The organism is Arenibacter aquaticus (assembly GCF_003957295.1).
Lineage (GTDB): Bacteria > Bacteroidota > Bacteroidia > Flavobacteriales > Flavobacteriaceae > Arenibacter > Arenibacter aquaticus.
On record NZ_RQPJ01000005.1, the window covers coordinates 586,291 to 611,635 of the forward strand.

Here is a 25,345-nt window from a genome sequence, read left to right on the forward strand (position 1 = left end):
CAAATGAGTGGAAGAGCCCTGATCCTTAGATCGGGGCTTTTTTGTTTTCAGCGCTGAGCCAAATTTATATGAGCATAAGAGGCAAAACAAAAATGCAGCATAATATGCCTACTTTTCCACTATGAACAGCTTCAGTTATGATTCATTGAATGAAGTGAGGTAAATGTAGCCTCGTATACAATTGCATAAAACCCTTAAGAGGCTTAGTTTGGTGGTCTAGTATTCTAAGTGTTTCATGCGAAAAGACTATGGTACTGGATGGGTCCCCATCCATCTTTAAATCAATAACAGAATAATTAATTTATAATGAATATAAAAATATTCGACCCCCATAACAAACCATTGGATACCGAAAAAAAAGAGATTGTAGATTTCCTCCATACCCACCTCGAGGAGTATGGAGACCCTAAGAAGGATATTGAGAAAGCAATTGAATATTCCGTCAAAGACTTTATTTCATTTGGAGGCTTTACTATGTTAATCACAGAAAATAAAAAAATCATTGGGGCTACCGTTGTCAATAAAACAGGTATGCAAGGCTATATCCCTGAAAATATACTGGTATACTTAGCCACGCACAAAGACTACAGAGGTCAAGGACTGGGTAAAAAACTGACGCAAAAAGTAATTGATTATGCCTCAGGGGATATTTCCTTACATGTAGAAGCTGGGAATCCGGCGAGGCAACTTTATGAAAAATTGGGATTTACCAATCCCTATTTGGAAATGCGATTGAAAAAATGATATTTGGTTAGGCTAAAACATAGAGATACACTTGAGAACTTATTAAACAAAAAAAACTCTAAGTGGACTTTATATTTCAGTAATCGTCTTCCCACTTTTACGGTCTAATTATTTCTATACTACCTAAGGTAACAACAAAAAATAACTTCTCTAAGGCTTTGGTGCCATCCCTGTGGGTGGTACTGAATTTAATTCTACGCTATTGTTCTTTTTCTCCAAGTGGTTTTTGAACGCTTGGAGTTTTAGTCTTTCCATCCTGCTCATTTTAGGTTTTGCATTTTTCATGGTACCAAATATTATGGCAGCTTAGGCTAAAGATAAAAGTTGTATCAATACCTTGCACTTAGATTGCAGGGATAAACCACAGATATTTAGCCTTTGCCAGTCAAAATCTAAGCGGAGTGTTTGACAAGCTTTTCCACTATCGAAATGTTAGATGGGGACTCACCAAACGTAGTGAATTAATTGCCGCCCCAAGTAAAAAAATCTTATCTAACAACTGGTTTTGCAGTAATTTATATTACTATCAACTAAACACCCAAGTGCTTAAAATTCAGCGCTCACCCTAGATCTTCTTCGTCAAAAGCGCCACCCAGTCTTGGCTTTTTTCTTTTGGTGGCAGCCCCAAGGATTGTTTCCCATTCCCTGAGATAGTCTTTATCTTGGTCTGTTTCAGCTTTCCTCCTTTTCTAGGGTTATACCATTTAAGCTCATAGGTCACCCCGTTCTGGCCCAAGTCCAAAGTGGATTCCCCTCCATTTTTAAGATATACTACATAGGTATTTCCTGAATTAGCCAGTACATAGTCGCCCTCAGAGGAAATAAGGGAATCGTTGGATTGCATTTCCCAAACCGGAATCTTATTGTTTATAAAGAATTCCAAACAAAAACGACCTTGGTCCCAAAAAAGGTCTCGGGAACGAAAGTCCTGACAACTGAGATCTGAATGAGGGTGTTTATATCCAAAATACCACTCCGTTCCCCAGGCCCCGGCCATCATGGCTCCCCATAGACCATTTTTTCTTGCATCATTGTGTTCTGGATCCTCCTCATCCGTAATGAGGGAATGCTGGGCATCTCCCGGTTCATCACAGGCCACCGCCCAAACTTTTCCTGCTTCCTTGGAAGCATGTAAAATTCTAAGGACCGATTTATGAACATTGCTAAAATCGGCCTTGTTCGTTTGCAAGGAAGCTCCGGTAAATTTGGAATCGGGACCGTACAGCCCATCAAACCATTCTCCATTATGTATTACGATGTGATGTTTATACGCATCAACAGAACTTACATATTCGGCGAGACGTATACGTTCCTCCAAATCAAGGGGAAAAGTAGGTGGCGTTGCGGTCCAATCACCCGTTTCCTCGGCCAGATTCCAGTTAAGTGCAAGGTGATGGCCAAAACGTGCAATAAGCTCCCTATAGTAGAGCTTGGTATATAAACCGGTACCACCATTGTCCAACAAGCCTTGATTTTCGTGTTCCAAAGTTTTAAAATGCAGGAACATCCCCAATTTATCGGCATGTTCAAAAAGGATTTCCCACTGATCCAATTTTGAGGTATCAAAGCGATCATAGGTATCATAATCTACATAGGGGAATACGTTCTGATCATCGCCTGCAATGTTCATGGTAAGAAAGGAAAATGCATTCATGCCCTTTGACGCCAAGTAGTTGATGGCTCCTACCAACTCCTTGCCCTTTCCTCCTTTCCAGCTAGGGTCGCCTTCTTTCCAATCTTGCCGATGGGCCTCCCATGTTTTTACCAAATCATCCTTATGCCCGTCGTTGTGGAAGGTTCCATCAAACTGATCATAGGCCAATAGGTTTTCCGGGGCATCGGAACCACATTTTAGAAAGTATTCCCCCGTTCCGGCAAATTTAAGATAGCGCTCACCTACATATTGCAATCGGCCCTTTCCCCTAAAATCGCGACCGCTCTTATCGGACTCGGCTATTCTAATGGTACCCCTTGCTCCGTCCATATATTCTGCACTGTGCAATTTGGTAGAATTTCTTACGGCCGCCCATTTCCCTTTCTTAAAGTCCACCTCATAGGTCCATTCCCCAATTTCATCAGGGGCAAAATGTACTTTCCAAATATTCCCTGCCGTAGCCCCGCTGTTCCCTGCATTGCCATCAGAAGCATAATACCCGGGAATAAGGTATGTTTTCCCAGTACTAGTATGCTTAAACACTACATTTAAACGATAATTCAGAAAAGGGTTGTACGCTGCCCCTTCGGAGGTATTGGGCCCTTCAAATTGAAGACTTAGCTTGTGCCATTTTTTTAGCTCTCCGGAAACTTTTTGTCCGATAGCTATATTTTGGAATAAGAAAATTAGAACTGTAGTTAAAATAAGGAAGGATCTCTTAAGTTTCATAAAACAGATTGGTGGTTTTTGGTTTAGGTATTGAATATAGGGATAAAACTGCTATAGGATTCATTGTCCGCAATAAAATTTTTGGTTTAAAAAACGTTGATCAGCAACCCCTTACCAACACTGTCCATAGTACCATACATCCCAAGACCAATTATTTGGGGGATTTTGTCCCCTTTGCCCTTTATCCCCTGAAAATGAGCAATGGGTGTGCTAAAGATGCCTAAATAGTCTATTTTAATACACTGCCACTTCGCTGCCGGCTGCACTATTTTTTTGCAACCACAGCATAAAGTCTTATTTTCTTGCTATACTGTTGCCTTAGTTTTTTTTGATTTCTTTTTTATTTTGATTCCCCTTTTGCCGTATGCGTTGTTTTTCTTCTGGAAGAGAAGCGCATAATACTCTGATAATCTCCGTTGTTATAGATATGGGAAAGTCCCCATCTTAGGATTTCTGTAGGTTCCTTTTCGGTATCGGCATCCCTATTAAGTCCTATGGCATGGGCCCTTACTCCGGGAATGACCGACATAATTTCAAAATTAATACCGTCTGCCGCCCATTGGATGGTATTTTTCTCCGGTCCGTCTGTAGTGATCAAAGAAGCAATACCACCGTTGTACGGCCATACGCATATTTCATGCCCACTATTACTTATAGGGTTATATGGCGATTTTACATAAGGCCCTTTGGGGTTGTCCGCAATGGCGACCCCATGTCTAATTTGACGCCCTCCAAAGGTAATCTCCTCGCCCATCTGCTCTCCTTTGTAATACAGATAGAATTTTCCATTATAAGGAAGTATACAGGGATCATGGACTTTATGACTGTCAAAATCACCTTTCTTCTCTACTAGGAAACGGTTCTGCTCCTCCCCTTTCCAGACACCGTTATCGGCAGGACTCAAAATTGGCTCCTTGCTCTTGGTCCAAGGACCGTTGGGAGAGTTGGACCAAGCCAGTCCTATTTGATTCTTAACACGTACGTTATAGGGCGACTTTACTGTTTGATAGCACAAATAATACATCCCTTCATGCTTCATCACCTCCACGGTAAAAACGGAACGATCGTCATACTCCCCTTTTTCCCCTCTGGGCACGGCCAAGCCTTCCTCTTTCCATGTCCAGCCATCCTCGGAGGTAGCATACCAAATATCGCAACGGTCCCAAGGAAACACCTTATCGTTTTCAATATCCCCACCAAAACCTTGGGTAGGTCCGGTACTCTTACTATACCATACATAATACTTCCCATTTTCCCTGATCATGGCACTGGGGTCGCGCCGCACTACACCCTCCTCATAAGCAAGATCCCCTTTTAAGGGCTGTAAGGGCCCAAATTCTATAAACCAATCATTACCCAAATCAGTAGGCCACTGTAAGGCCCTTTTTGATGCTGCACTTAAATGATTAGGGTCTGTGATCCCCAGCTTTTCCAATTGGGCATCACTGACCCCTACTTTAGATTCCCTATTGTCCATGTCACTTTTACTTAAGGACGTACGGTTCTGATTATTGCAGGCCAATACCAATACGCTTACTACTAAAATGAAGACATATGTAAGTTTTCTCATTACAATTATTGCTCTTTTGGTGAATTAAATTTTTAAATACCGTATTGCTTATTTAAAAAAATACAGACCATATATCATGCATAATTTAAAATATTGCAAAAATCAAACTGGACTAAGAACCCTTTCCTTTTAACCTTAAAACCAGCCTACTTCTTACCCAGTTGTATAACAAAAAAAGGCAGACGGAGTGTATTCCATACAGAACAGTTTACCTAGAACCTAGCTACACGTTAAACTACAATTAGCCATCGTACTTTATCCTTTAATTGTTTCAAATATGAAACTAGTTTTTTATTTGAAACAAATGTAACTAAAAAAACAACATATCAATGAAGTTGCTAAAATTTCTGATAACATTCATAAATTGAAATAGTCAGCAATGCAGGCATTAAAATATGGAAAAAGGTAATAGAGGATAAAACACAAAACCGCTCATGTACCCAACACCTATAAGTAAATAGTATTGAAGAGGAGGTAAAAGGTGTTGGAATTTTACTGCCCCAAACTAAAAAGTTATGTGTCCACTAGTCTATTAAACCGCCTTTGAATCTTATGCTGACCGAACTCTATAAAGAAGAAAATATAATTGCAACGTCTTATCTTGAAAAGGAAACTGTTCTACTGGGTTAAATAGCCCAGTTTGGCCGAAATCTCCTTGGCATATTTAACCACCACTTTTCCTTTATTTTCAAACTCCTTTACTGGCAGTCTCCCGTATGGGGCCGTTATCCAAAGTGCAGCCACGGGATAGCCATATTCATTAAATACTGGGGCGCCTACACAATTAATACCTTCTATATCCTCACTATTATCTACAGCAAAGCCTTGTTGCCTAACTTTATTGAGCACGGACTTAAATTCATCTCTTGAAACAATGGTATTTTCCGTAAATTTAGTCAAGGTTTTGCCTTTCAAAATATCATCAACTTCCTTCTCTGAAAGAAATGCCATAATGCTTTTGCCCCCAACGGAACTGTGCAGGCTGAATTGCGTACCGGGTTCCACAAACAGTTTCACAGGGTGGGAAGAAGGAACTTGCTCCAGAATGGTACCCTTAGACCCCAAAAGCACGCCCAACATAACAGATTCCTTCAGCTCGTCCCTTAGGGCCCTCATGACATCTATAGAAATCTCTACCAAACTTTGTTCGGTCATGGCGCTGATCCCCAAAGTCAGCATTTTACGGGACAGGGTTATTTTCTTTGTAGTTTCATTTTTTTGCAGATAATTACGGAACAAAAGGGTACTTACAATACGAAATGCACTGGACTTTGTAATAGAAAGAGTTTCCGTTATTTCGGCCAAGGTCAACCCCTTACTTTTTGTCGCCAGCAGCTCTATAATCAATAGGCCCCTTTCCAAATTGGGAACATTGTAAGTTGATTTCAAATCGGCCTTTTCCTTTTTCATAGCGTACCATCTATTTGGGGCTAAATTAATATTATTTATTCAACCGAAACACAGATAAGGCTAAGACGATATGTTCCCTGTTAGGGCTTTGTGTTTTCCATTTCACCAAACAATACCACGCCATATGGGTTAAAATCAAAATAAAGCAAGGGTGGGACATTATTTTTTAGGACCATGCCCTTTTGGAGACAGACAGGTTGATCCCCTCCCCAATAAAAACCTATGAAACTTCCTGGCCCCAAAACGATTATAAATCTTGGGGTGATCTTTCTATTTACTCAAGATATTCCCAAAATTATAACTGGCGTTCACCAGATTGTCATAGCTACTATCCATAGCCTGCTGTAGGTTGGAAACACCCCTTAATATAGAGATTACATAAGCAAGTCCAAATTCCTTTTGAAGTTGCACAGAGAGGTTCACAGACCCACAGAATGCCGCTACGGGAATAGTGTACTTTTGGGCTGCGGAAATGACCCCATCCATAGTTTTGCCCGATAGTGTTTGTTCGTCCAGTTGCCCTTCCCCTGTTATAATCCAATTGGCTCCTTTTATGGCCTCATCAAAATTGGCCAATTCCATAATTAAATTTATACCAGAAGTTAGTTCGGCATCCAAGAAAGCAATGGCCCCGCCCCCAATTCCTCCTGCGGCACCGGAACCAGGGGTTGACTGTAAGTCTATCCCATATTTATGGAGAATTAGCTGGGCGAAGTTCATGAGTCCTTTATCAAGTTTATCTATTTCTTCTTGAGAAGCCCCTTTTTGTTCCGCATATATTTTTGCTGCACCTTGTGGACCATAGAAGGGATTGGTTACATCACAGGCTACCTTGAAAGTAACAGTAGATAACTTAGCGTTCGCCTTGGTGGCATCAATATGTTTTACCGCAGAGAGGTTTTTCCCAATAGGTTTCAATTCTTCCCCGTTGTCATCCAAAAATCTATAGCCCAATGCCTTCGCCATACCCATGCCCCCATCATTGGTTGCACTACCGCCTATACCCAATATAATTTCCTCTGCTCCCCTACCAATAGCGTCAGCTATAAGTTCCCCTGTACCAAAGGTGGAAGTCTCCATGCAATTCCTTTCGGCTTCCTTCAGTAGCTTAAGTCCCGACGCCTCCGCCATTTCTATATAGGCTATTTTATTTTTTGGAGCATATAAATAGGATGCCATAACCTTACGGAAGAAGGGATCATTGACCTCAAAGAAAACCTTTTCCCCGTTTATGTAATGTTTTACAACATCTATGGTACCATCCCCCCCATCGGCAAGAGGCTTCTTAACAATTTCAACATCTTTGGAGACCATACGGAGCCCTTCTTCCACGGCTTCGCAAAATTCAAAGCCGCTGAGAGACCCCTTAAATTTATCGGGCGCTATTACAAATTTCATGGATAAAGGTTTAATTTAAAAAATTTGGCAAATACACGCTAAAAAGAACAATTGCCACAAAATACCCTACCAAGATAGCCACTTCTTTTTTACCTGCATAATAGACCACTTCCAAACCTTGATTGACTTTTCTTTTAATGGTATAACTTGTGGTAAAGGCTATCAATATGGTAACAAGACAGCCCAATGCGTTCCACCAAAACCAAAATATCTCCGGAACATTCAACCAGAGGTAAATATTGAACAATACTCCTGCCACGATTCCGATATTCGCTCCAAGAGCATGCACCCTCTTTGTTAGTATGGCTAAAATAAATGCCGCTAATATTGGACCATAAAAGACCGAACTAATTTTATTTATTACTTCGATTACCGTCCCTTCTATATTCCCTGCAAAAAAAGCAAAGAACAAACATACAAGCCCCCAAAAAATGGATAACAACCTTGAAAGTGTTACATATTTTTTATCAGGAAGATCTGTTTTAAAACGCTTTACAAAATCTTCCATGGTAACAGCAGATAGGGAATTGACCGTTGAACTTAAGGTAGACATGGCAGCGGACATAATAGCTACTATTAAAATACCAATAACACCGTTGGGCAAATACTTAATAATAAAGACTGGTACCATCAAATCTGCCTTCTTCCCTTCCAATGAAGAAATATTAGCTTGGTAAACGCTTTCCATCTGCTCCTGAAAACCAACATCCTGAATCAATAAGGTACCCAACACAAGCCCCATAATACAATAGGTTAACGTAAATGGAAATCGAAGTAAACCATTGGCCATCATCAATTTTTTTAAATTGGGCATACTGCTGGAGGATAATAACCGCTGTGATTGAGTCTGATCGGTACCATAGTAGGAAGCGTAAAGAAAAAATCCACCTATTACCATGGGCCAAAATCCAAATTCGTCATTACCATCTGCATTGTTAAAACCCCATTTACCAAAGTCGATTGCTGTAATACGGTCCTTATCCACATGGGTCAAGAAATTATCCACCCCTCCCAATTCACTGAAACCGTAAAACAAACAAATAATTATCCCTAGAAAAAGAATACTCATTTGAATTACATCGCCCCAGATTACAGCCTTCATCCCTCCTTGAAAAGAATAGATCATAGTAATAACACCAATAATCAATATTGAGATCCAAAAGTCCAATTGAATGGTGGCCTGCAGTATCAAGGCCATGGTATATACCATAACTCCTGTTGCCACAGACCTGCTTATCTGAAAAACAAAACTGATCAAAAGTCTTGATGAGGCGTCAAAACGCTTTTCCAAATATTCATACACACTAACAATACCAGATTTGTAGAGTGTGGGCAACAGTGCTATTAATAAAAAAGCCATTGCCAAAGGCACTCCAAACTCATAGGTCAGCCATTGCATCCCTCCACCCTGTTTTAAGCCAACGAAAGCTGGTGCCGACACAAAACTTATGGCAGAAAGTTGTGTAGCCATTGCAGACAAGCTCAGAGGCAACCAAGAAGTCTTTCTTCCTCCCAGGAAATAGTCTCCGGAAGTGTTGTTTTCCTTAAAAATAAACCCCAGTCCCAAAAAACCGACCAGGTAAACCACGATAACAATATAATCTAGATAATTCATACGCTTAAACCACTTTTAAGATTGGATGGTAGTTCCCAATTCCAGTTATTTAGTGATAACACTTATACAAGAATCAATCTTATACGGCCTTACCATTAAACTATTATTTTTAATATAATGCATATTTTCACAAGTGACATTCTTATTATGGTCTCCAGGGCGGTTGAACGTGAGGGGGAATCTTTATCTAAAATCACATCGTCCCGCCCTATAGAGACTTTTTAATTAACGGAGCAGTACTAAACACCCCGTTTTTGCATAATTACTGACTATACCTACCATATAAAATAGTTCTCCAATAGTTGATGTAATTCTATACTAGCAGCCATTAAAAGGTCATAGACGCAATAATCACTTTCTGTTTTTTACTCCTTTATTTTCCAATCCATTTTAGGCCTTAACTTTTAATTCTTCAGCAGGTCTATCAAGAGAGCAGCACTCCAGGAGAAATTACCACCTCCATAGCCTTTTCTGTTTTCTTCACCCGTATCCTTGCGACAATCGAAATATTCATAAAAGCCATCACGTTCAATTAATTCGATGGAATCGTCTTTTATACGTTGTGCGGTCTCCATAAAACCATACCTTTTGAGTCCATAATAAAGCAGCCAATTCATATTGATCCAAACAGGGCCCCTCCAATATTTTCTGGGATTGAACCTTTCATTGGTGGGATCAAAGGAAGCACAGAGGTATTTATCGTCCCCCCCAAACCTATCCAACATGGTCTGCACTACCACCTTTGCTCTTTCCTGATTTGGAATACCCGCAAAAAGTGGGGAAAAGGAAGACGAGGAGAGGTGGCGAATTGGAATATTGTTCCTTAGGTCATAATGAACATAGGCCCCTAATTCCCCATCGAACAATTTACTGTTAACCCCACTGATACTTTTCTCCTGCCATCGTTGTAATTGCTCTTTTTCTGTTTCATGACCACCAATTAACTCATAGAGACCTAATAAAGCCTCATTGGACTTTATAAGAATAGCGTTAAACAGTGGATCTTGTACCAAAAATGGAGATAGTTCAGCAATTTTTGCATCGTCATAATGATGTTCCTTTGCAATCTCAATAATGTGCAAATAATGATCATATTCCCTTTTGGATGGTCTTTGAGAGGCATCTACATGGGTGGTATCCTTTCGTTCAAAAGTATATTCTGGTGGGCTCATGGTTTTCCAGATATCATCCCATACAGGGGAATTGTCCGTCCCGGATTCCCAATTATGATAGATGTACACAAGACCTTCATTATGTGGGTCCCGATTTTCATAGAAATAAATATGGTTTTGGTACACCTTATCTATATGTTCCTTGATAAAATGAAGCATATCTTCCTTATTCTCTGCAGTACGGTACATTTCTTGCAACACAAATCCTGTTACCGGTGGTTGTGTCATTCCAGTAGACCTGTACTTCTTGGATGATTTTGAGTGCAGATCGGACCTATGAAAATCGGCTCCTGGAAAATAAGAGTCATCTTCGGTATGAAAAACAATGTGAGGAATAAACCCGTTGTCCCATTGGGCTTCCAACAATGTTTTTATCTCCGTTTTTGCTTTTATAATATCGTAGTGTGCAAAGCCAATGGCAATGAAGCCAGAATCCCATTTCCACTGAAAAGGATATAGGCCCTTACTTGGAATGGTAAAACCACCATCTTGAAAATTGGCATCCAAAATATCAATGGCCCTGTTGATTAAATTTTCGCTCATAAAATAGACATTGTAAAGACACACTGACAGAATTGTCGACCACCAATGTGCCTTTGAATTTTAATTAAATAGATTTAACTAAGTTGAATTTGTTTTAGAAATTAAATGTTGCCGTAACAAAAAACCTTCTTGGCAAAATTGGACGACCTACAAAAAATTCAGATTCGCTCTGGCCCGCAACTCCCGCTCTAGGGTTACCCTCGGTGATACCGCTGCTGTCGAACAGGTTGAATACCGAAAATCCTAAACGAACCGACTGGTTGTTTTCCAGGTCCCCAAAAGTATAGCCAGCTCCTAAACGGGCTATAGTAATAGCATCCAGTTCTATATTATTGGTATCATCGGTAAATTTCTTCCCTGTATAATTAACGCCAAAATTGGCATCGAATTCACTGTTATCAAAATACAGCCCCAAGGAACCCAAAAAGTTTGGCTGTCTGGCCAATTCATTACCTACATTGGCTTCTGCAGAAGTACCGTTTACCAAATCGAAATCTATATTCTTGGTGATTTCATGGGCCTGATAGGTAGCCGTTCCCCTTAAACTAAGGTTATCTACAAGCCTATAATCTGCTGTAGCCTCTATACCTACAGTCCTAGTATCCTGTTCGGAACGGGTCTGATCTATCAATTGTCCCCCAACAATAGCTTGAAGTATTTTTATCCTATCTTTTAAGGCTACATAATACCCAGCAACAGAACCAGAAAATTTAGAGGTGCCAAATTTGGCCCCTGCCTCGAACTGGATAATATTTTCTGGATCGTACACATTTTCAGAAATACCGGCAACTGGCGCAAAACCCCGTATTTGGGGAAAGAAATACCCCTTGGAAAAATTGGCATATAAATTAGTGGCATCCGTAAGCTCATAAAGTCCGGCCAACGATACCGCCCATCCGGAGGCACTTACCGTTGAGCGCAAAAAACTACCATCGGCGGTCTGCACATTGCTCAATTCTGCGGTCAATTCCGGATTGTCATAAACTGTCCCGGAAGTAATACCGCCCCTATTGTTCTCACCTTCGGTGTGTTCCCATCGGAAACCAACATCAAAACGCCATCTATCAAAGATCATTTCGTCCGTTAGGTAAAAGGCCAACCTATTCTGTGACAGGAAATTATTGGCGGTCTGCCCTATCCTATTGTATAGCCCCCCTGTTGAATACACTACGTTGTTGCCACCTGCATCCGTATAGCTCAAATTCACCAATCGGGGATCGTTATTAAATTCGGTCAACACCCTATACTGATAATTTACATCTTCGGCCTCTGTTCTAGCTACAAAAGATCCTAATGTAATATTATGACTTCCACCATTATCCGTATTGATTGTTTTTGTTAAAGAGGCCTCACCGGAATAATCTGTCATTGGGCGGAGACGATCTACATGTAAGTTATCAATCACGAGGTCAGCCCCATTAATCTGCTCATTAGGGTTTCCACTTTGGTAACGGGCAACATACCCTTGATTCCCAGGAGCTATACTCTCTACGTAATTGTCCAATGTAATGGGATTACCATTATCACCGTTTCCTGCTACGTACAAAGCAAAATTATGTTTGTAATTGGCATACCTAACTTTAGACTTAAACCTTAGATCATCGGTAAACCTATAATTTAGATCGGCCATGACATATCCACCTGTCGTAGACACTCCATCGGCTATGGGACTATTATAAGTACCCCCAGGAGTATTAAAAGAAGTATTGGCCAAATCTCCGGGTAACAATTGTTCAACTGGTTTTCCATCATTGCCATCTATTCGCTCCCTACTTCCCCCAGACAGGGGCAATGGAAGGTAAAATTGCGCCTTATCGTTGATGAACTGTCCGTGCAAGGTAAAAGATCCTTTCTCAAATTTCTTCTTAATATTCCCTCTAAACTGCACCCCTTTCGTGGGTAGTCCTGTATCGATAGGACCCCTATCGTGACGAACAAATCCGGTAAAAGCATAGAAGGTATTGGAATCTTCACCTCCCAATTGGCCACCGCTATAAAAATCGGTCTTTAGCCTTCCTTGATCGGCCACTTCCAAGTTTACTATATTACCAGCATCGGTATCTCCAGTTTTACTAGTATAATTTATAATTCCGGCAACAGAACCGGCACCGTACAATATAGCCGACCCCCCTCTAACAAATTCCACTCCCTTAAAACCAATATCTGGCCTGGCATAAACATCATGAGCCGAGGAATTTAGTCCAAAAGTACTCATCAAGGGCATACCGTCATATTGAAGCGGGTTAAACACGTATTGCCCACCTGAGGGCAACCCTCTGACAAATACGTTGGTTGCAGTCTCACCACCCCCTCCTTCTGCTGTTATGCCCGGCACACTCCTAAGAATATCAGCCTGACTGTTAGCGGATAGTTTTGTAATCTCCTTCATTTTAACCGAACTTATGGATAAAGGAGCCTGTTTTTGTGACCTAAAAGTACTGGAAGCCGTTAAAACCACTTCGTCCAATTGCTGTCCTCCCTCCTGCAGTTGAAAATTGACCTCCAAAGGTACTCCCGTTAATTCCACCTCTTTATCCATCGTAGTAAAACCCAAATAAGAAACCCTTAAAATCTGATTACCAGTTAAGTCTGTTAAAAACGCATAGTTTCCATCAAAATCCGATGTAGTTCCCGAAGTACTACCGGCAATAATAATGTTCGCTCCAGGTATGGGCTGCCCCGTGTTGTCCGTCACATTTCCTATAAGTTCGGTCTGTGCAAAACCGCCTGCACTTATTATAAGACCCATTACCGCAAAAATAAATCCTTTCATGATTATTGATTTTTAAGTAAACAATTCCATTAAAAAATTGTTATATTATTAGTATATAGGCAAAATTATCACAATATCACACCCGTAAGACAAATAAACTACATAATTAACACGCAAACGTTTGCGGTAACGATTGCTATGTCTTTTGATCAAATGGATGAATATTGTTTTATATTTGAAATCATAAGCATTCATATTCATGAACAGAAAACGCAATACCACGCTAAAAGAATTGGCAAAAGAGCTAGGCTTATCTATCTCTACCGTATCGAGAGCCTTGAACGATCACCCGGACATTAGTACAGAAACCAAGGAAAGTGTAAAAATTTTGGCGGCACAAATGCATTATGTCCCAAACATGTTCGCCAAAGGTTTTCGATCCCAAAAAACAAATATCATAGGTGTTATAGTCTCCAACATTACCCATTTATTTACGTCCACCATTTTAAAGTCCATTCTAGAGGAAGCAGAAATAAGGGGTTATCGCGTAATAATTTCCGAGTCCAACAACAACGAAGCCAAACAGTCTGAAATGCTTACCACCATGTCCCAATTTGGAGTAGATGGCGTTTTAATGTCATTGGCTAGAAAAACTACTTATGTAGATGATGCTTTACGAATATTGAACCGTATGCCCCTAGTGCTGTTCGATAAAGTCTCGAGTAAAATTCCTTGTACACAAATAGTCATCAATGAAGAGGAAGCCGCATTTAATGCAGTGGAACATTTGATAGGACTAGGCAAAAAGCGCATCGCTATAATGAAGGAAACGGAGAATTCCTATAATTCAGAAAAAAGATATGCCGGTTATCTGAGGGCGTTAAACCAATATGGCCTCCCTGTGGATGAAAAAATAATCCTTAGCACAGAAGATATATCCCTCGTACAGGGCAAACGATTGGCCAATATACTTTTGAGCATGAAGAACAGGCCGGATGCTATTTTCGCCATCACCGACAATGCGGCCATTGGCGCCATAAAGGCCTTGAACAAATTTAAAATTAAAATACCGGAAGAAATAGCTGTTGTTGGCTTTAGCAACTCTATTAACTCCACTATAATTTCTCCAACACTGACCACTGTTGACCAACCAGGGGATAAAATTGGGAGAACCGCGGTGAAATACCTTATTGAAGAAATAGAGAATCCCAAAAATGATCTACTAACCAAGACCGTAGAGATAAAGACCAACCTAGTGGTAAGGGATTCATCTTTTAAGGCTTAAGACCATTTATCAAAAGAATAGCGGCCCGTCCATTGCACCAATGTCTCCCCCAATTAAAAATCATGAATAGCCACTTTGAAAGTAAAAATATTGCGCTATTTTAGACGCGCTTTAAAAATCACCGTATGAAAACACAGATAAACAATGTTCTTTTTGCCCTAGCTTTTATTATTGGCTTGATCGTATTTTCCACTCCTACTTTTGCCCAAAAGAATATGAAATGGAAACAACTGTTCAATGGAAAAGACTTGAATGATTGGCAGATAAAGATCAGACATCATGAATTAAATGAAAATTATGCCAATACGTTTAGGGTAAACGATGGACAAATACAAGTCAGGTATGACGAATATGATGCGTTTAATGAACAATTTGGCCACTTATTCTACAAAGAGCCTTATTCATCTTACCTCATAGGCGTAGAATACCGATTTGTAGGAGATCAGGTTAAGGGCGGACCAGGTTGGGCCTACAGAAATAGTGGTATAATGGTCCATGGACAAGATCCGGCAACCATGACCAAAGACCAAGATTTTCCAAATTCCATAGAAGTGCAATTGTTGGGCGGAAATGGTAAGGACCAACGGTCTACGGCAAATCTTTGTACACCCGGAACCCAATATGTAAAGGACGGCAAGCTTATAAAGCAGCACTGCACCAATTCTACCTCCAAAACATTTCATGGCGATCAATGGACCAGGGTAGAGGTATTGGTCATAAAGGACTCCCTAATTGTCCACTATGCCAACGGGGAAGAGGTAATGCGCTATACAAAACCGCAATTAGACCCTATTAATGATAAAACTGAAGGCGAGTTGTTGACCGGAGGTAGCATTTCCTTACAGAGCGAGAGCCACCCTGTAGATTTTAGAAAGGTAGAAATCATTGATTTGGAAAAATATGCAGACAAGCCCAAGAAACTAAAAAAGGTGATAAAAAAGCTAATGGCACAAAAAAGGTTGCCCTAGTGTTTAAATCGTCTACGATTTGCAGGAATACCCTTTCTTTAGAAATGCGACCACTCAGACGACTGGTTATCAGACACCTATACCAACAACCTATCTAAAACCCATGCATCATTAACCAGTATATAAAAATACTGGCCATAAAGCCCAGATTAAGGCTAAAATTCCATTATAAGTGGTAACCACATCAGATTGTATTACACTTTAACGATTATTTACACCAGTGACAGTAATAATATAATATTGACGCAAATTTTTTAGAATATTTGAGTATAGAACTTAATACCCCCTGAAACATGAAAAAATATTACTTTTTATTTTTATTGTCCTTTTCATTAGTAATCTCCAGTTGTTCCAAAGAGGATTCGGATGGCAATCCGTCTACCAGTGTAAAAGTCTTTACGTTAAAGCCGGTTTCCAATTCCCAGATTTCTGGAAAAGTTACTTTTACCAAGAATGAGGATGGGTCTACCACTGTTTTGTTGGAAATAAACAATTCCTCCACAGACATCCACCCAGCATTTATTAATTATAATAGTGCCGAAACAGGCGGTTCCGTCGCCATTACATTAGAGCCTATTGAATGTGAATGTGAATCCAGTACTACGATCATAACCACCTTGGATGATGGTACACCAATTACCTACGAACAACTAATGGAATTTGACGGACACCTTACCATTCATCAAAATGGAGAGCATATGGAAATTATTCTTGTAAAGGGTAATATAGGTTCCAATGCTGGATAAGAAATCCTAACTTTATACTAAATAATTGTAAACCCCGACCAGAAAAGTCGGGGTTTGTTTTTTTATCAAACATCGGATTATAAAAAAGTTATTGAACAGCTGCTTCCCAAGGATTTTATTTTAATCTGCAACAATCCATTCCTTTTCCAATAGAAAATAAAAGTGGTTTTATTACCTTTAAGTTTCATTTTTTCGGCTCATGAAAAAGAAAGTTGGCTTTTTATTTCTTCTAGGGATATTTGGTATTTCCCTGGTATTGATAGGCTGCAACCAGATCATTAAAAAAGCGGCCGAAAACCGCACCTATTGGGAAGTAGACAAAATTCCAAAGAATAAGGTAGGCCTTGTACTGGGAACCTCCAGTAGATTGGTGGGAGGCGGATCTAACCCATATTACACCAACCGGATCCAGGCAACACTTAAGTTGTACAAAGCCGGAAAAATAGATTATATATTGGTAAGTGGCGATAACAGTTCCCAATACTATAATGAACCTACCGTTTTCCAAAAAGACCTTATTAAAGGGGGCATTCCAAAAGATAAAATATTCTTGGACTATGCCGGTTTTAGAACATTGGATTCCATGGTGCGGGCCAAACTAATTTTTGGATTGGACCAGCTTACCGTTATATCCCAAAAATTCCACAATGAACGTGCTATTTATCTGGGCGAAATGAAGGGGGTAAATGCCATTGGATTCAATGCCGGGGACATTTCCCTTAGAAATGGTTTAAAGACCCGCATACGTGAGTATTTTGCTAGAGTAAAGGTCTTTATTGACCTTGCGCTTAACACACAGCCAAAATTTTTCGGAGAGCGAATAGAAATACGGTAAACCCGCTTATATTTACACCCAAAAACCTAGTATGGCCTTTGTAAATAAACTGATCAAAAATTTGGGCCCAGGCCTACTTTTTGCCAGTACCGCTATTGGAACCTCCCATTTGGTATTATCTACCAAGGCAGGAGCCCAGTATGGTTGGCTTATGATCATCCCCATTCTCTTGGCCAATATTTTTAAGTACCCATTTTTTGAATTTGGGGTGCGGTATACCAATATTACCAACAAAACCCTAATTGAAGGTTATTTAAACCGTGGCAAGGGCTATTTACTGTTTTATGCCCTTATCACCCTGGTAAATACCTTTACCATTCTTGCAGCCCTCTACGTGGTCACCTCCGGCCTACTCATCAATCTCTTTAGGCTATCCGAAGTTTCGGTCAGTACGGTTGCAGCCGGGCTATTCCTACTAATCAGCATCTTATTGATCATAGGCCGATATAAACTATTGGAAATCTCACTGAAATATGTGATATCCCTATTGTTCATCGCCCTAATGGCTACCACCTTCTTGGTTATGGTGAATGGAAAGGTTGCCTCTGTGCCCGACTTTAAGGCCCCGGCACTTTTTAATGAGGCGGGAGTACTTTTCCTAATTGGACTAATGGGTTGGATGCCCACAACGGTAGAGGTATCTAGTTGGATAAGTCTTTGGAGTATTGAAAAATTTAAAAACTCCAATCAGAAACCTTCCCTTAAAGAAGCTTTGGAAGAATTTAAATTTGGCTATTTCTCCACAGCAGTCCTCGCTATTTTATTTATGATCATTGGATGGCTAACACTCTATGGCACCAATACCCAGCTAAGTGATAAGGCTGTAATTTTTGCCGATCAATTGGTACAGTTGTTCACTGCCAATATTGGTTCTTGGGCCTACGTTTTTATAGCAGTTGCAGCATTCTCTACCATGTTCAGCACCTGTATCACCGCCCATGATGCCATAGCCAGGGTAAGTGTAGATATAATCTCCCTGCTTTTTCCAAAAAATACCAACCTTAAAAAAAGGGGCTTCGCTGTTGCGGTTATCCTCTTGGGCATTATAAATTTTGTGGTCATTAACACCTTCTCCGCCAATATGGGCCTTTTGGTGGCCTTGGCTACCTTTGTTTCTTTTGTGGTGGCCCCTATTATAGGATATATGAACCTTAAAAACGTAACAAGCCATGAAATTCCCAGACCATATCAACCTAATAGGAATCTAAGACTTCTCACCTATGTGGGCATCCTCTTTCTCGGTCTATTTTCATTGTATTACTGCTGGATGGTGCTCTTTTAACCTTAGTTTGATGTTTTTTGTTGTTAATGAAGGAATTTGGCTATTGATGTACGATTAATAAGTTGCTTCCTCATTTTAAAGATCCAATTATCCAATACCCTATCCACATTATCCTATGAGTTGAAAAAACCGCTACATCAATTAATTTATAATCAGCTGTTTAAATGATGCTACATAAGAAGTTCACCTTGTTTTAACGGAATAGGAACAATAGAACCAAGAGGCCACCAATAACCCTCTATTCTACAGGCGGTTTAAAAAGACTTAACAGATATAATTTGCTATTGGCTCACAGATTTTTAATATTTGCCATTAGAAACCATAAGCACGGAATAATGAAATTGATTGGTATTCAGCGAAATACAAAAAATGAAAAGCGTTATAATTCCAGGATGGGCATTTTGTACACTCGGGTCACTTATATAAAGAAGGCCATTTTGGGTATTCCTTTTAGGACACTTCACAAATACAGGGAAACCTATTACGGAGAAATTAAAGACTGCGAATCCTGCGTACTCAGCAGGTAGTCCAACAAGCATTAAAGAACACTTGCCATCCCTACTTTTAAATGGGGCTAAGCCCGTTGTAGAGGATTAGAACAACAGATTATAATTAAGGACCGCCACTAGGGACCGCTCATTTTTATTATGTAGCATTTCCAAGCAGAAAACACCGTTTTTACAGTTGTTCAAAAGCTTTTCCTCTCCATATCCAATAGCATACAGGATGTTGGTAGTTGGTACCCCTTGCTGTAAAAGGTAATTTTTTATGGCATCTGCACGTTTTTGTGAAAGGGTAAAATTACTACTGCTCCCCCCACGACTATCGGTATGGCTTTCTACCCGTAGTTGCAGTTCCGGGAACAATTTTACCGCGTCCACCACCTTATTCAGTTCGGCAGCTATCTGTGGGGTAATATCCCACTTGCCTTTACCAAAATAAAACTTGTTCATTTTTATCACATCCTGGTCTTCGCTTTCCACCACTATATCTTCTATATTGGCTATATCAATATTAAAATTATTGGTGTTCAATGCCTCCAATTCCTGTTCATTATAGGTCTTGGAAAAGGTTGAAAACCGCTCTTTGGACACTTGGAGTACTATCTTATCCCTCCAAGGTATCTCTATCTCATACTGCCCTTCTTCCCCGGAATACACCTCTTTAATAGTTTTTCCTTCCTCGTCCAATATACTCACCATGGCCTTATAGACTCCGGAATTATTTGGCTTTACAATATTTCCTTTAAGTGCCAAGGTTTTTAGGCCCGGTTTTTCCTTAACGTTAAACCCGTAAATATCATCACCTCCTTTACCCCCGTCCCTATTGGACGAAAAGTATCCCAATAGGCCATTGGCATCATTATTTTTTATAATAAAGCCAAAATCGTCTCTAGAAGAATTAATTCCTTCGCCAAGGTTAATGGGAATACTAAAGCTCCCATCGGAATGCATATTGGTCTTATAAACGTCCATTCCTCCCAGTCCATAAAAAACATCTGAGGAAAAATAAAGGCTGTTCTCAAAAATAAAAGGGGCAATTTCATTTCCAGGGGTATTGATCCTTGGCCCCAAGTTTACTGGAGAAGACATAATAAGACCATCATTGGTATACACATAATAGATGTCCGTACCCCCTAAACTATCCTCAAAATTGGCCGCAAAAAACAATCGTCCTGTGGACGCTTCATAGAAAGGGTAGTAAAATGAGGTGTCCAGGTCCCTTAGTATATACTTAAAGCTTCCATTACCATTGCTCATGGCCATGGCCAGGGCATTTTTTCCTTTATCACTAAATTGCATATACTCCCCATTGGCATTGGACAGCACATAAAATATTTGATTCAGCTCTTCTGAATAATAAGGTGTTGCCTTGTGAAAAAAAGATGCTGCTATTCCTTTGAATACCTCAGGATTTTTAATGTCTCCCTGCAGCTCAATATCGGCTTTATAGATATTTAGGTAAGCTTCTCCTGTAGGCCCATATTTCTTTTTGGAACCACTGCCCCTACTACTGGAAAACAGCACGCCATCCTTGTAAAAGGCAGGGCCAAAATCGGCCTTTGGACTATTTCCACTTATATTGAATATTTCAAAATCCAGCTCTTGATCCTTATTGGATGCGATCAACTCATAATTAAACTCGGCATTTTCCAACAATTCAGGGGACAGCTCATCCTTTTTTGTTGACAAATAGGCCTTTACCTTTTCAACCTCCGAGGTTCTTGATAGGGCCTGTAACATTTTATTAAAATGATGGGTAGACATGGTGGTGTCTTTCTGAAAGGCCCTTATGTATATTTCGGACGCCTTCTTATAATCCCCTGTATTCAGGTATGCATCGGCAAGATTTAAATACTGCTTATTGGTAAGTCCGTCTTTCTCCCTTAGTTCTTTCTGATATTCCTTGATAGCAGCGCTGTAAGAATACTCGAAAAACAAGATGTCTCCTTTGGATTTTTTTTGTTGGGAAAACCCCAAAGAGGACATTATAATAAAAAATACAACTATTGAATTGAATCTCATATTCATAAATATAATTTAGAAAAACCTGGGGCTATCTATCTGTTTGGGTTTACCTTTTTGGTCTTGCTTCTTCGGCTTTTTATTTCTATCGCCACCTTTGCCCAGATAAAACTTTAATATTACCTCGTGGGAGCCCTGACTATATTCTCCCAGGCCGTTGGTATTATAATCATAGGAGTATCCAAAAAACAAACTGCTGGACACCTGCAGGCCGGCAAGGCCACTCACTGCATTGTCTAACCTATAGGAAGCTCCCAAGGTGACCAGGTCGCGAATTAAAAAATTGGTGCTCAGGTTTAGGTTTAGGGGCGAACCGTTTAAATAGTTCATTAAAAAGGCGGGTTTAAATTTTAGGCTCTCCGACAGTTCAAACACATAGCCACCTATTAGATTAAACTGCACCTTGTCCTCAACAATATTAGCAACTTCATCGGCGTAGATACCAGAGGTTAAAAAGTTGGGCACCGATAAGCCCAGGTACCACATCTCCTGGTACATAAACAACCCTGCCCCTACGGTAGGGTAAAACTTATTAAAATTGTCCGAGTTGTTCAATAAGGGCTCATTTTCTTCTTCAAAATCCCCTTTGCTATAATCCACGTCCAGCAGGGATCCCCCGGCGTCTACCCCAAAAGATAGTTTGGTTTCGTCAGACAGTTGTATCTGAAATGAATAGGCAACATCTATATAGGTTTGTGAGGTAGGCCCCAACTGGTCACTTACCACATTAAAACCAATTCCATTCTTTTCGTTGGCCAGGGGCACATTGGTACCAAATCTTAGCGTTCTGGGCGCCCCTGGTATTCCGGACCATTGCACACGGTACAAGCCTGTAATATCCGGTGTTTCTACCGTACCCACATAGGCTGGGTTAAAACTTCCTATATTGTACATATACTGGGTGTATTGGGGCTCCTTTTGCCCATATACCAAGGCAATGAAGAGGAAAACACCACAAAACAATAATAAATCCCTATACCTTGAGCTGTATATTATAAACTTCATAGTCGCTGTTATCTAATGATTTGGATCCAACCTTTTTTAACTTCCGTTCCATCGCCAAGATCCAAAACATAAAAGTAGGTTCCTTTTGGCAAATCTCCATTTTTTCCTGTTCCCATCCAAGAATTATCATAACCTTGGGCCGAGAAGACCTCGTTACCATAACGATCAAAAATTGCTAGGCTATTACTGGGGTATTGTTCTATACAGTTAATATATACTGCATCGTTAATACCATCCCCATTGGGCGATATCTGATTAAACAGAAAGCCACACTCATTGGTAGATCTTGGGGTTACCGTTACGGTAGCGGTAGCACTATTATTGGTTACATTCCCATCTTCCGGAAAGGAATCTACGATGGCTGCTATATTTTGATAGGTACCAACTTCGGGCACACTGGCCGTAATGGTCAAGGTACTCACTTCCTCTTCCAGCAATTCATCTATTTGCCAAACCCCTGTCACTTCATCATAGGTACCTTTGGTTGTGGTACTGCTTACATATTGAAAGCCCAGACTTGGATCTATCAATTCGTTTACCGCCACATTGGTCACCATTATCTGGCTTAGGTTGGTAAGGGTTATGGTAAAGGTAACTTCACGCCCCACCAACTGACTTTCTGTATCCACCACTTTCTCTATGGCCAGATCAATCTGACAGGCTGCTGATATATTGGGAACGCAAGGATTGTCATTTGCCGGATCCAATTGATTTACGATACCGTCATTGTCCGAATCCAGGATATTGGATTCCAGGGCATCTATTACACCATCCCCATCAGTATCCATTGGGTTATTGATATCGGACCCTACCTCTGCCGAATCATCAAGGCCATCGGCATCGGTATCGCTATTATTGGGATCCAGACCCAATGCTGTTTCATCCCTATCCAAGAGTCCGTCACCATCCGAATCTACGGTACAGGAACTCACGGTTACCGTTACTTCCACGCTATCCTCTACACAGGGTGCCATGGCTGTATTGGTGGTAAATCTAAAAATGTAGTCCCCATCGGCGGCACCTTCAAAATTCACAACGTTATCCGCATCTATGGTAATACTTCCGGGAGGGGTACCTACTATGCTCCATGCACCGCTATCCCCACCGCTTCGGGTATCGTCCAGATCTATGCTATTGGGACTTTCGGTAACAGCACTACAAGCCGTAGTATTGGTGGTAATCCCCGGATCCGGGGCCACTGCCACGGTTACGGTTACCGCAACCCGTTCTGTGGTACAGCTGTTCGCCGTAGCCTCTACATAATAAGTAGTAGTTGTGTTATTGTTAGGGGTCACAAAGGTTTCTCCTTCTCCCAATGGTGGACCGCCGGTATCCGAACCAAACCAAAACAAGCTTCCGCCGTCCGTCACCGTTGCCGTTAAGGTGGCAGTTCCGGGACCACAGATGGTAGCTCCGGTGGTGCTTTGGATCACTGGTGGCTCATTACGCACCAAGGTTACTTCCATAGGCGGACTAACACATCCGCTACCTTCGTTATATAAGAAACCGTAAAAGGTAGCCTCAAAATCCACTACACTGGTAGGCAGCCTAGCCCCCGATTCGGAGAAATCGCTGTTACTGCTCCATACCAACTCAAATCCGGAAGGAATATTGGTATCTGTATAATCGTCCAAATCCTGGGTAAAGGCATCACAAAATATAGTATTAACATCGGGGTTTAGTAGGGGTGCCTCAATACAGTTATCGTTATCGGTAATGGTTCCCACACCTTCATCCTTACTTATTATGACCAGGCCGGTGGCATTGGTAAGTTCTACCGTGAAGATCTCTGTGCCTTCGGCCTCCTCATCGTTTATAATAGGTATCGTAATAGTATGTTGTTCATTATTAAACCCAAGAAAATCAAGATCCCCGGATTGGGCCGTATAATCCATGCCGTCCTCTGCCGTACCGTTGGCCGTAGCATAGCTTACTGTAGTACCCGAAGGCAAATCGGCATTTAAGGTGACGGTAAAGGTGGCGGTAGCATCCGCTTCATTCACCATGACGTCATCTATGGACACCCCTGCCCTGTCTTCACTGGTAATATTGACAGTAGCATTATTGGATAGTCCCACATCATATCCAGCTCCGTTATCCAGAGTAACAATAACAGTTTCAAATCCTGCTTCCACTTCATCATCGTCCAAGGGAGTTACCGTAATGGTACTGCTTTCTTGGGAATTGGGTACGGATACCGTTCCTGTTAAGGTAATATAGTCTGAACCTGCTGTAGCCGTACCGCTAACGGTATATCCTATGTCTATAGGGCTACCAGTTTCATTGGGTGTATTGAGGCTAACGGTAAAAGAACCCGATTCTACAGGCACTTCGGAGGCGGTGTCATCTGTTGCCGCAATGTTGGCAATGTAGCTATCGTCGTCCAGGATAGTCCCAACCCCTTGTGACTTTCCAATTTGGGCAAAGCCGGTGGCATTGGTTAGGTTAACAAAAAAGTTTTCGCTGCCTTCCACCAGTATATCGTCATTAATATCTATGGTAATATCTCTTGTTTCCCCATCAAAACCTAAAAATCCAACCGTACCAGAATCCGCCACAAAATCGCTTCCTGCTTGCGCGGTACCGTTGGCCGTGGTATAGGACACAATAGTCCCCAAAAAGACCCCACCATTAAGGGTTACGGTAAAGGTGGCGGTACCATCCGCTTCATTCACCGTTACATCGTTGATGGACACCCCTGCAACGTCATCATCGGATATGTTCACTGTATCACTATCACTGGCACCTATAGTATAGCCTGTACCTGTGGTAAGGGTCAACTCCACGGTTTCTGGATCCGCTTCGGCTTCGTTATCGTCTATGGGGGTTATGTCTATGGTGGCACTTTCCTGTGTATTGGGTATGGAAACTGACCCAGTAAGGGTTTCATAGTCATCACCTTGTGTAGCGGAACCACTCACCGAATAAGTAACAACAATGGCACTTCCAGAAGTATTAGTAGTATTCAGCCCTACGGTAAACACCCCACCGTCCAATGGGTTTTCGGAGGCATTGGGATCGGTAGCGGTGATGGTTGCAATATAACTGTCATCATTGGTGATGGTATAGGTCATGGAGGTGGGCGCAACAAGCGTAACGTCACCCGTAGCGCCACCCAGGTCAAGGACCACGGTCTCGTCGGGCTCAACAG

The 25,345-nt window shown here is 41.0% G+C and carries 17 protein-coding genes; 7 read left to right on the forward strand and 10 right to left on the reverse strand.

Annotated elements, in window-relative coordinates; translation table 11 throughout:
- Nucleotides 1–306: 306 nt before the first annotated feature.
- Nucleotides 307–744, forward strand: a complete 438-nt coding sequence (locus tag EHW67_RS11865) for a GNAT family N-acetyltransferase (RefSeq protein WP_126162581.1) — start codon at nucleotides 307–309, stop codon at nucleotides 742–744.
- 565 nt (nucleotides 745–1,309) lie between these two features.
- Here the strand turns inward: EHW67_RS11865 and EHW67_RS11870 are convergent.
- From EHW67_RS11870 to EHW67_RS11900, 7 genes are all read right to left on the reverse strand, one after another.
- Nucleotides 1,310–3,127, reverse strand: a complete 1,818-nt coding sequence (locus EHW67_RS11870; RefSeq protein WP_126162582.1) for a DUF5060 domain-containing protein — start codon at nucleotides 3,125–3,127, stop codon at nucleotides 1,310–1,312.
- 340 nt (nucleotides 3,128–3,467) lie between these two features.
- Nucleotides 3,468–4,604 carry a glycoside hydrolase family 117 protein gene (locus tag EHW67_RS11875; protein ID WP_238389910.1) on the reverse strand — a complete coding sequence of 379 codons (1,137 nt, stop codon included), beginning with the start codon at nucleotides 4,602–4,604 and terminating at the stop codon, nucleotides 3,468–3,470.
- Between the two features lie 711 nt (nucleotides 4,605–5,315).
- A complete protein-coding gene (locus EHW67_RS11880) occupies nucleotides 5,316–6,107 on the reverse strand; it encodes an IclR family transcriptional regulator (RefSeq protein WP_126162584.1) in 792 nt (263 codons plus the stop codon).
- A gap of 270 nt (nucleotides 6,108–6,377) precedes the next feature.
- Nucleotides 6,378–7,505, reverse strand: coding sequence for a glycerate kinase (locus tag EHW67_RS11885; RefSeq protein WP_126162585.1), 1,128 nt, complete (start codon nucleotides 7,503–7,505; stop codon nucleotides 6,378–6,380).
- Between the two features lie 10 nt (nucleotides 7,506–7,515).
- A complete protein-coding gene (locus EHW67_RS11890; RefSeq protein ID WP_126162586.1) occupies nucleotides 7,516–9,120 on the reverse strand; it encodes a sodium:solute symporter in 1,605 nt (534 codons plus the stop codon).
- Nucleotides 9,121–9,524: 404 nt separating this feature from the next.
- Entirely contained in the window at nucleotides 9,525–10,835 is a 1,311-nt protein-coding gene (locus tag EHW67_RS11895) for an amylo-alpha-1,6-glucosidase (protein WP_126162587.1), read from the reverse strand.
- Between the two features lie 94 nt (nucleotides 10,836–10,929).
- Entirely contained in the window at nucleotides 10,930–13,608 is a 2,679-nt protein-coding gene (locus EHW67_RS11900; RefSeq protein WP_126162588.1) for a TonB-dependent receptor, read from the reverse strand.
- Nucleotides 13,609–13,807: 199 nt separating this feature from the next.
- On the opposite strand from EHW67_RS11900, the gene EHW67_RS11905 reads away from it, so the two are divergent.
- The 6 genes from EHW67_RS11905 to EHW67_RS11930 all read left to right on the forward strand — a co-directional run bounded on the left by EHW67_RS11905 (nucleotide 13,808) and on the right by EHW67_RS11930 (nucleotide 19,191).
- Entirely contained in the window at nucleotides 13,808–14,833 is a 1,026-nt protein-coding gene (locus EHW67_RS11905) for a LacI family DNA-binding transcriptional regulator (RefSeq protein WP_126162589.1), read from the forward strand.
- 125 nt (nucleotides 14,834–14,958) lie between these two features.
- Entirely contained in the window at nucleotides 14,959–15,801 is an 843-nt protein-coding gene (locus EHW67_RS11910) for a 3-keto-disaccharide hydrolase (RefSeq protein ID WP_126162590.1), read from the forward strand.
- 293 nt (nucleotides 15,802–16,094) lie between these two features.
- The gene (locus EHW67_RS11915) at nucleotides 16,095–16,547 is read left to right on the forward strand and encodes a hypothetical protein (protein ID WP_126162591.1); all 453 of its coding nucleotides are present in this window, start codon (nucleotides 16,095–16,097) and stop codon (nucleotides 16,545–16,547) included.
- Between the two features lie 199 nt (nucleotides 16,548–16,746).
- Nucleotides 16,747–17,382 (forward strand): SanA/YdcF family protein, encoded by a 636-nt coding sequence (locus EHW67_RS11920; RefSeq protein ID WP_126162592.1) that lies wholly within the window; start codon nucleotides 16,747–16,749, stop codon nucleotides 17,380–17,382.
- Between the two features lie 31 nt (nucleotides 17,383–17,413).
- A complete protein-coding gene (locus EHW67_RS11925) occupies nucleotides 17,414–18,664 on the forward strand; it encodes an NRAMP family divalent metal transporter (protein ID WP_126162593.1) in 1,251 nt (416 codons plus the stop codon).
- A gap of 335 nt (nucleotides 18,665–18,999) precedes the next feature.
- The gene (locus tag EHW67_RS11930; protein ID WP_126162594.1) at nucleotides 19,000–19,191 is read left to right on the forward strand and encodes a hypothetical protein; all 192 of its coding nucleotides are present in this window, start codon (nucleotides 19,000–19,002) and stop codon (nucleotides 19,189–19,191) included.
- Between the two features lie 66 nt (nucleotides 19,192–19,257).
- Here EHW67_RS11930 and EHW67_RS11935 read toward each other — a convergent pair whose 3' ends face one another.
- The 3 genes from EHW67_RS11935 to EHW67_RS11945 form a co-directional block, all read right to left on the reverse strand.
- Complete coding sequence (locus tag EHW67_RS11935; RefSeq protein WP_126162595.1) at nucleotides 19,258–21,189, reverse strand: OmpA family protein; 1,932 nt, start codon at nucleotides 21,187–21,189, stop codon at nucleotides 19,258–19,260.
- 15 nt (nucleotides 21,190–21,204) lie between these two features.
- Nucleotides 21,205–22,194, reverse strand: coding sequence for a PorP/SprF family type IX secretion system membrane protein (locus tag EHW67_RS11940; protein ID WP_126162596.1), 990 nt, complete (start codon nucleotides 22,192–22,194; stop codon nucleotides 21,205–21,207).
- A gap of 8 nt (nucleotides 22,195–22,202) precedes the next feature.
- A partial coding sequence (locus EHW67_RS11945; RefSeq protein WP_126162597.1) for a Calx-beta domain-containing protein occupies nucleotides 22,203–25,345 on the reverse strand: 3,143 nt, incomplete at its 5' end.

What these genes read in the sequence shown, in the direction of transcription:
- EHW67_RS11900 (WP_126162588.1), bottom strand. Translation starts at nt 13,608, where the DNA reads ATGAAAGGATTTATTTTTGCGGTAATGGGTCTTATAATAAGTGCAGGC.
- EHW67_RS11875 (WP_238389910.1), bottom strand. Translation starts at nt 4,604, where the DNA reads ATGGACAATAGGGAATCTAAAGTAGGGGTCAGTGATGCCCAATTGGAA.
- EHW67_RS11920 (WP_126162592.1), top strand. Translation starts at nt 16,747, where the DNA reads ATGAAAAAGAAAGTTGGCTTTTTATTTCTTCTAGGGATATTTGGTATT.
- EHW67_RS11890 (WP_126162586.1), bottom strand. Translation starts at nt 9,120, where the DNA reads ATGAATTATCTAGATTATATTGTTATCGTGGTTTACCTGGTCGGTTTT.
- EHW67_RS11915 (WP_126162591.1), top strand. Translation starts at nt 16,095, where the DNA reads ATGAAAAAATATTACTTTTTATTTTTATTGTCCTTTTCATTAGTAATC.
- EHW67_RS11870 (WP_126162582.1), bottom strand. Translation starts at nt 3,127, where the DNA reads ATGAAACTTAAGAGATCCTTCCTTATTTTAACTACAGTTCTAATTTTC.
- EHW67_RS11940 (WP_126162596.1), bottom strand. Translation starts at nt 22,194, where the DNA reads ATGAAGTTTATAATATACAGCTCAAGGTATAGGGATTTATTATTGTTT.
- EHW67_RS11880 (WP_126162584.1), bottom strand. Translation starts at nt 6,107, where the DNA reads ATGAAAAAGGAAAAGGCCGATTTGAAATCAACTTACAATGTTCCCAAT.
- EHW67_RS11930 (WP_126162594.1), top strand. Translation starts at nt 19,000, where the DNA reads ATGAAATTGATTGGTATTCAGCGAAATACAAAAAATGAAAAGCGTTAT.
- EHW67_RS11910 (WP_126162590.1), top strand. Translation starts at nt 14,959, where the DNA reads ATGAAAACACAGATAAACAATGTTCTTTTTGCCCTAGCTTTTATTATT.
- EHW67_RS11935 (WP_126162595.1), bottom strand. Translation starts at nt 21,189, where the DNA reads ATGAGATTCAATTCAATAGTTGTATTTTTTATTATAATGTCCTCTTTG.
- EHW67_RS11905 (WP_126162589.1), top strand. Translation starts at nt 13,808, where the DNA reads ATGAACAGAAAACGCAATACCACGCTAAAAGAATTGGCAAAAGAGCTA.
- EHW67_RS11925 (WP_126162593.1), top strand. Translation starts at nt 17,414, where the DNA reads ATGGCCTTTGTAAATAAACTGATCAAAAATTTGGGCCCAGGCCTACTT.
- EHW67_RS11885 (WP_126162585.1), bottom strand. Translation starts at nt 7,505, where the DNA reads ATGAAATTTGTAATAGCGCCCGATAAATTTAAGGGGTCTCTCAGCGGC.
- EHW67_RS11865 (WP_126162581.1), top strand. Translation starts at nt 307, where the DNA reads ATGAATATAAAAATATTCGACCCCCATAACAAACCATTGGATACCGAA.
- EHW67_RS11895 (WP_126162587.1), bottom strand. Translation starts at nt 10,835, where the DNA reads ATGAGCGAAAATTTAATCAACAGGGCCATTGATATTTTGGATGCCAAT.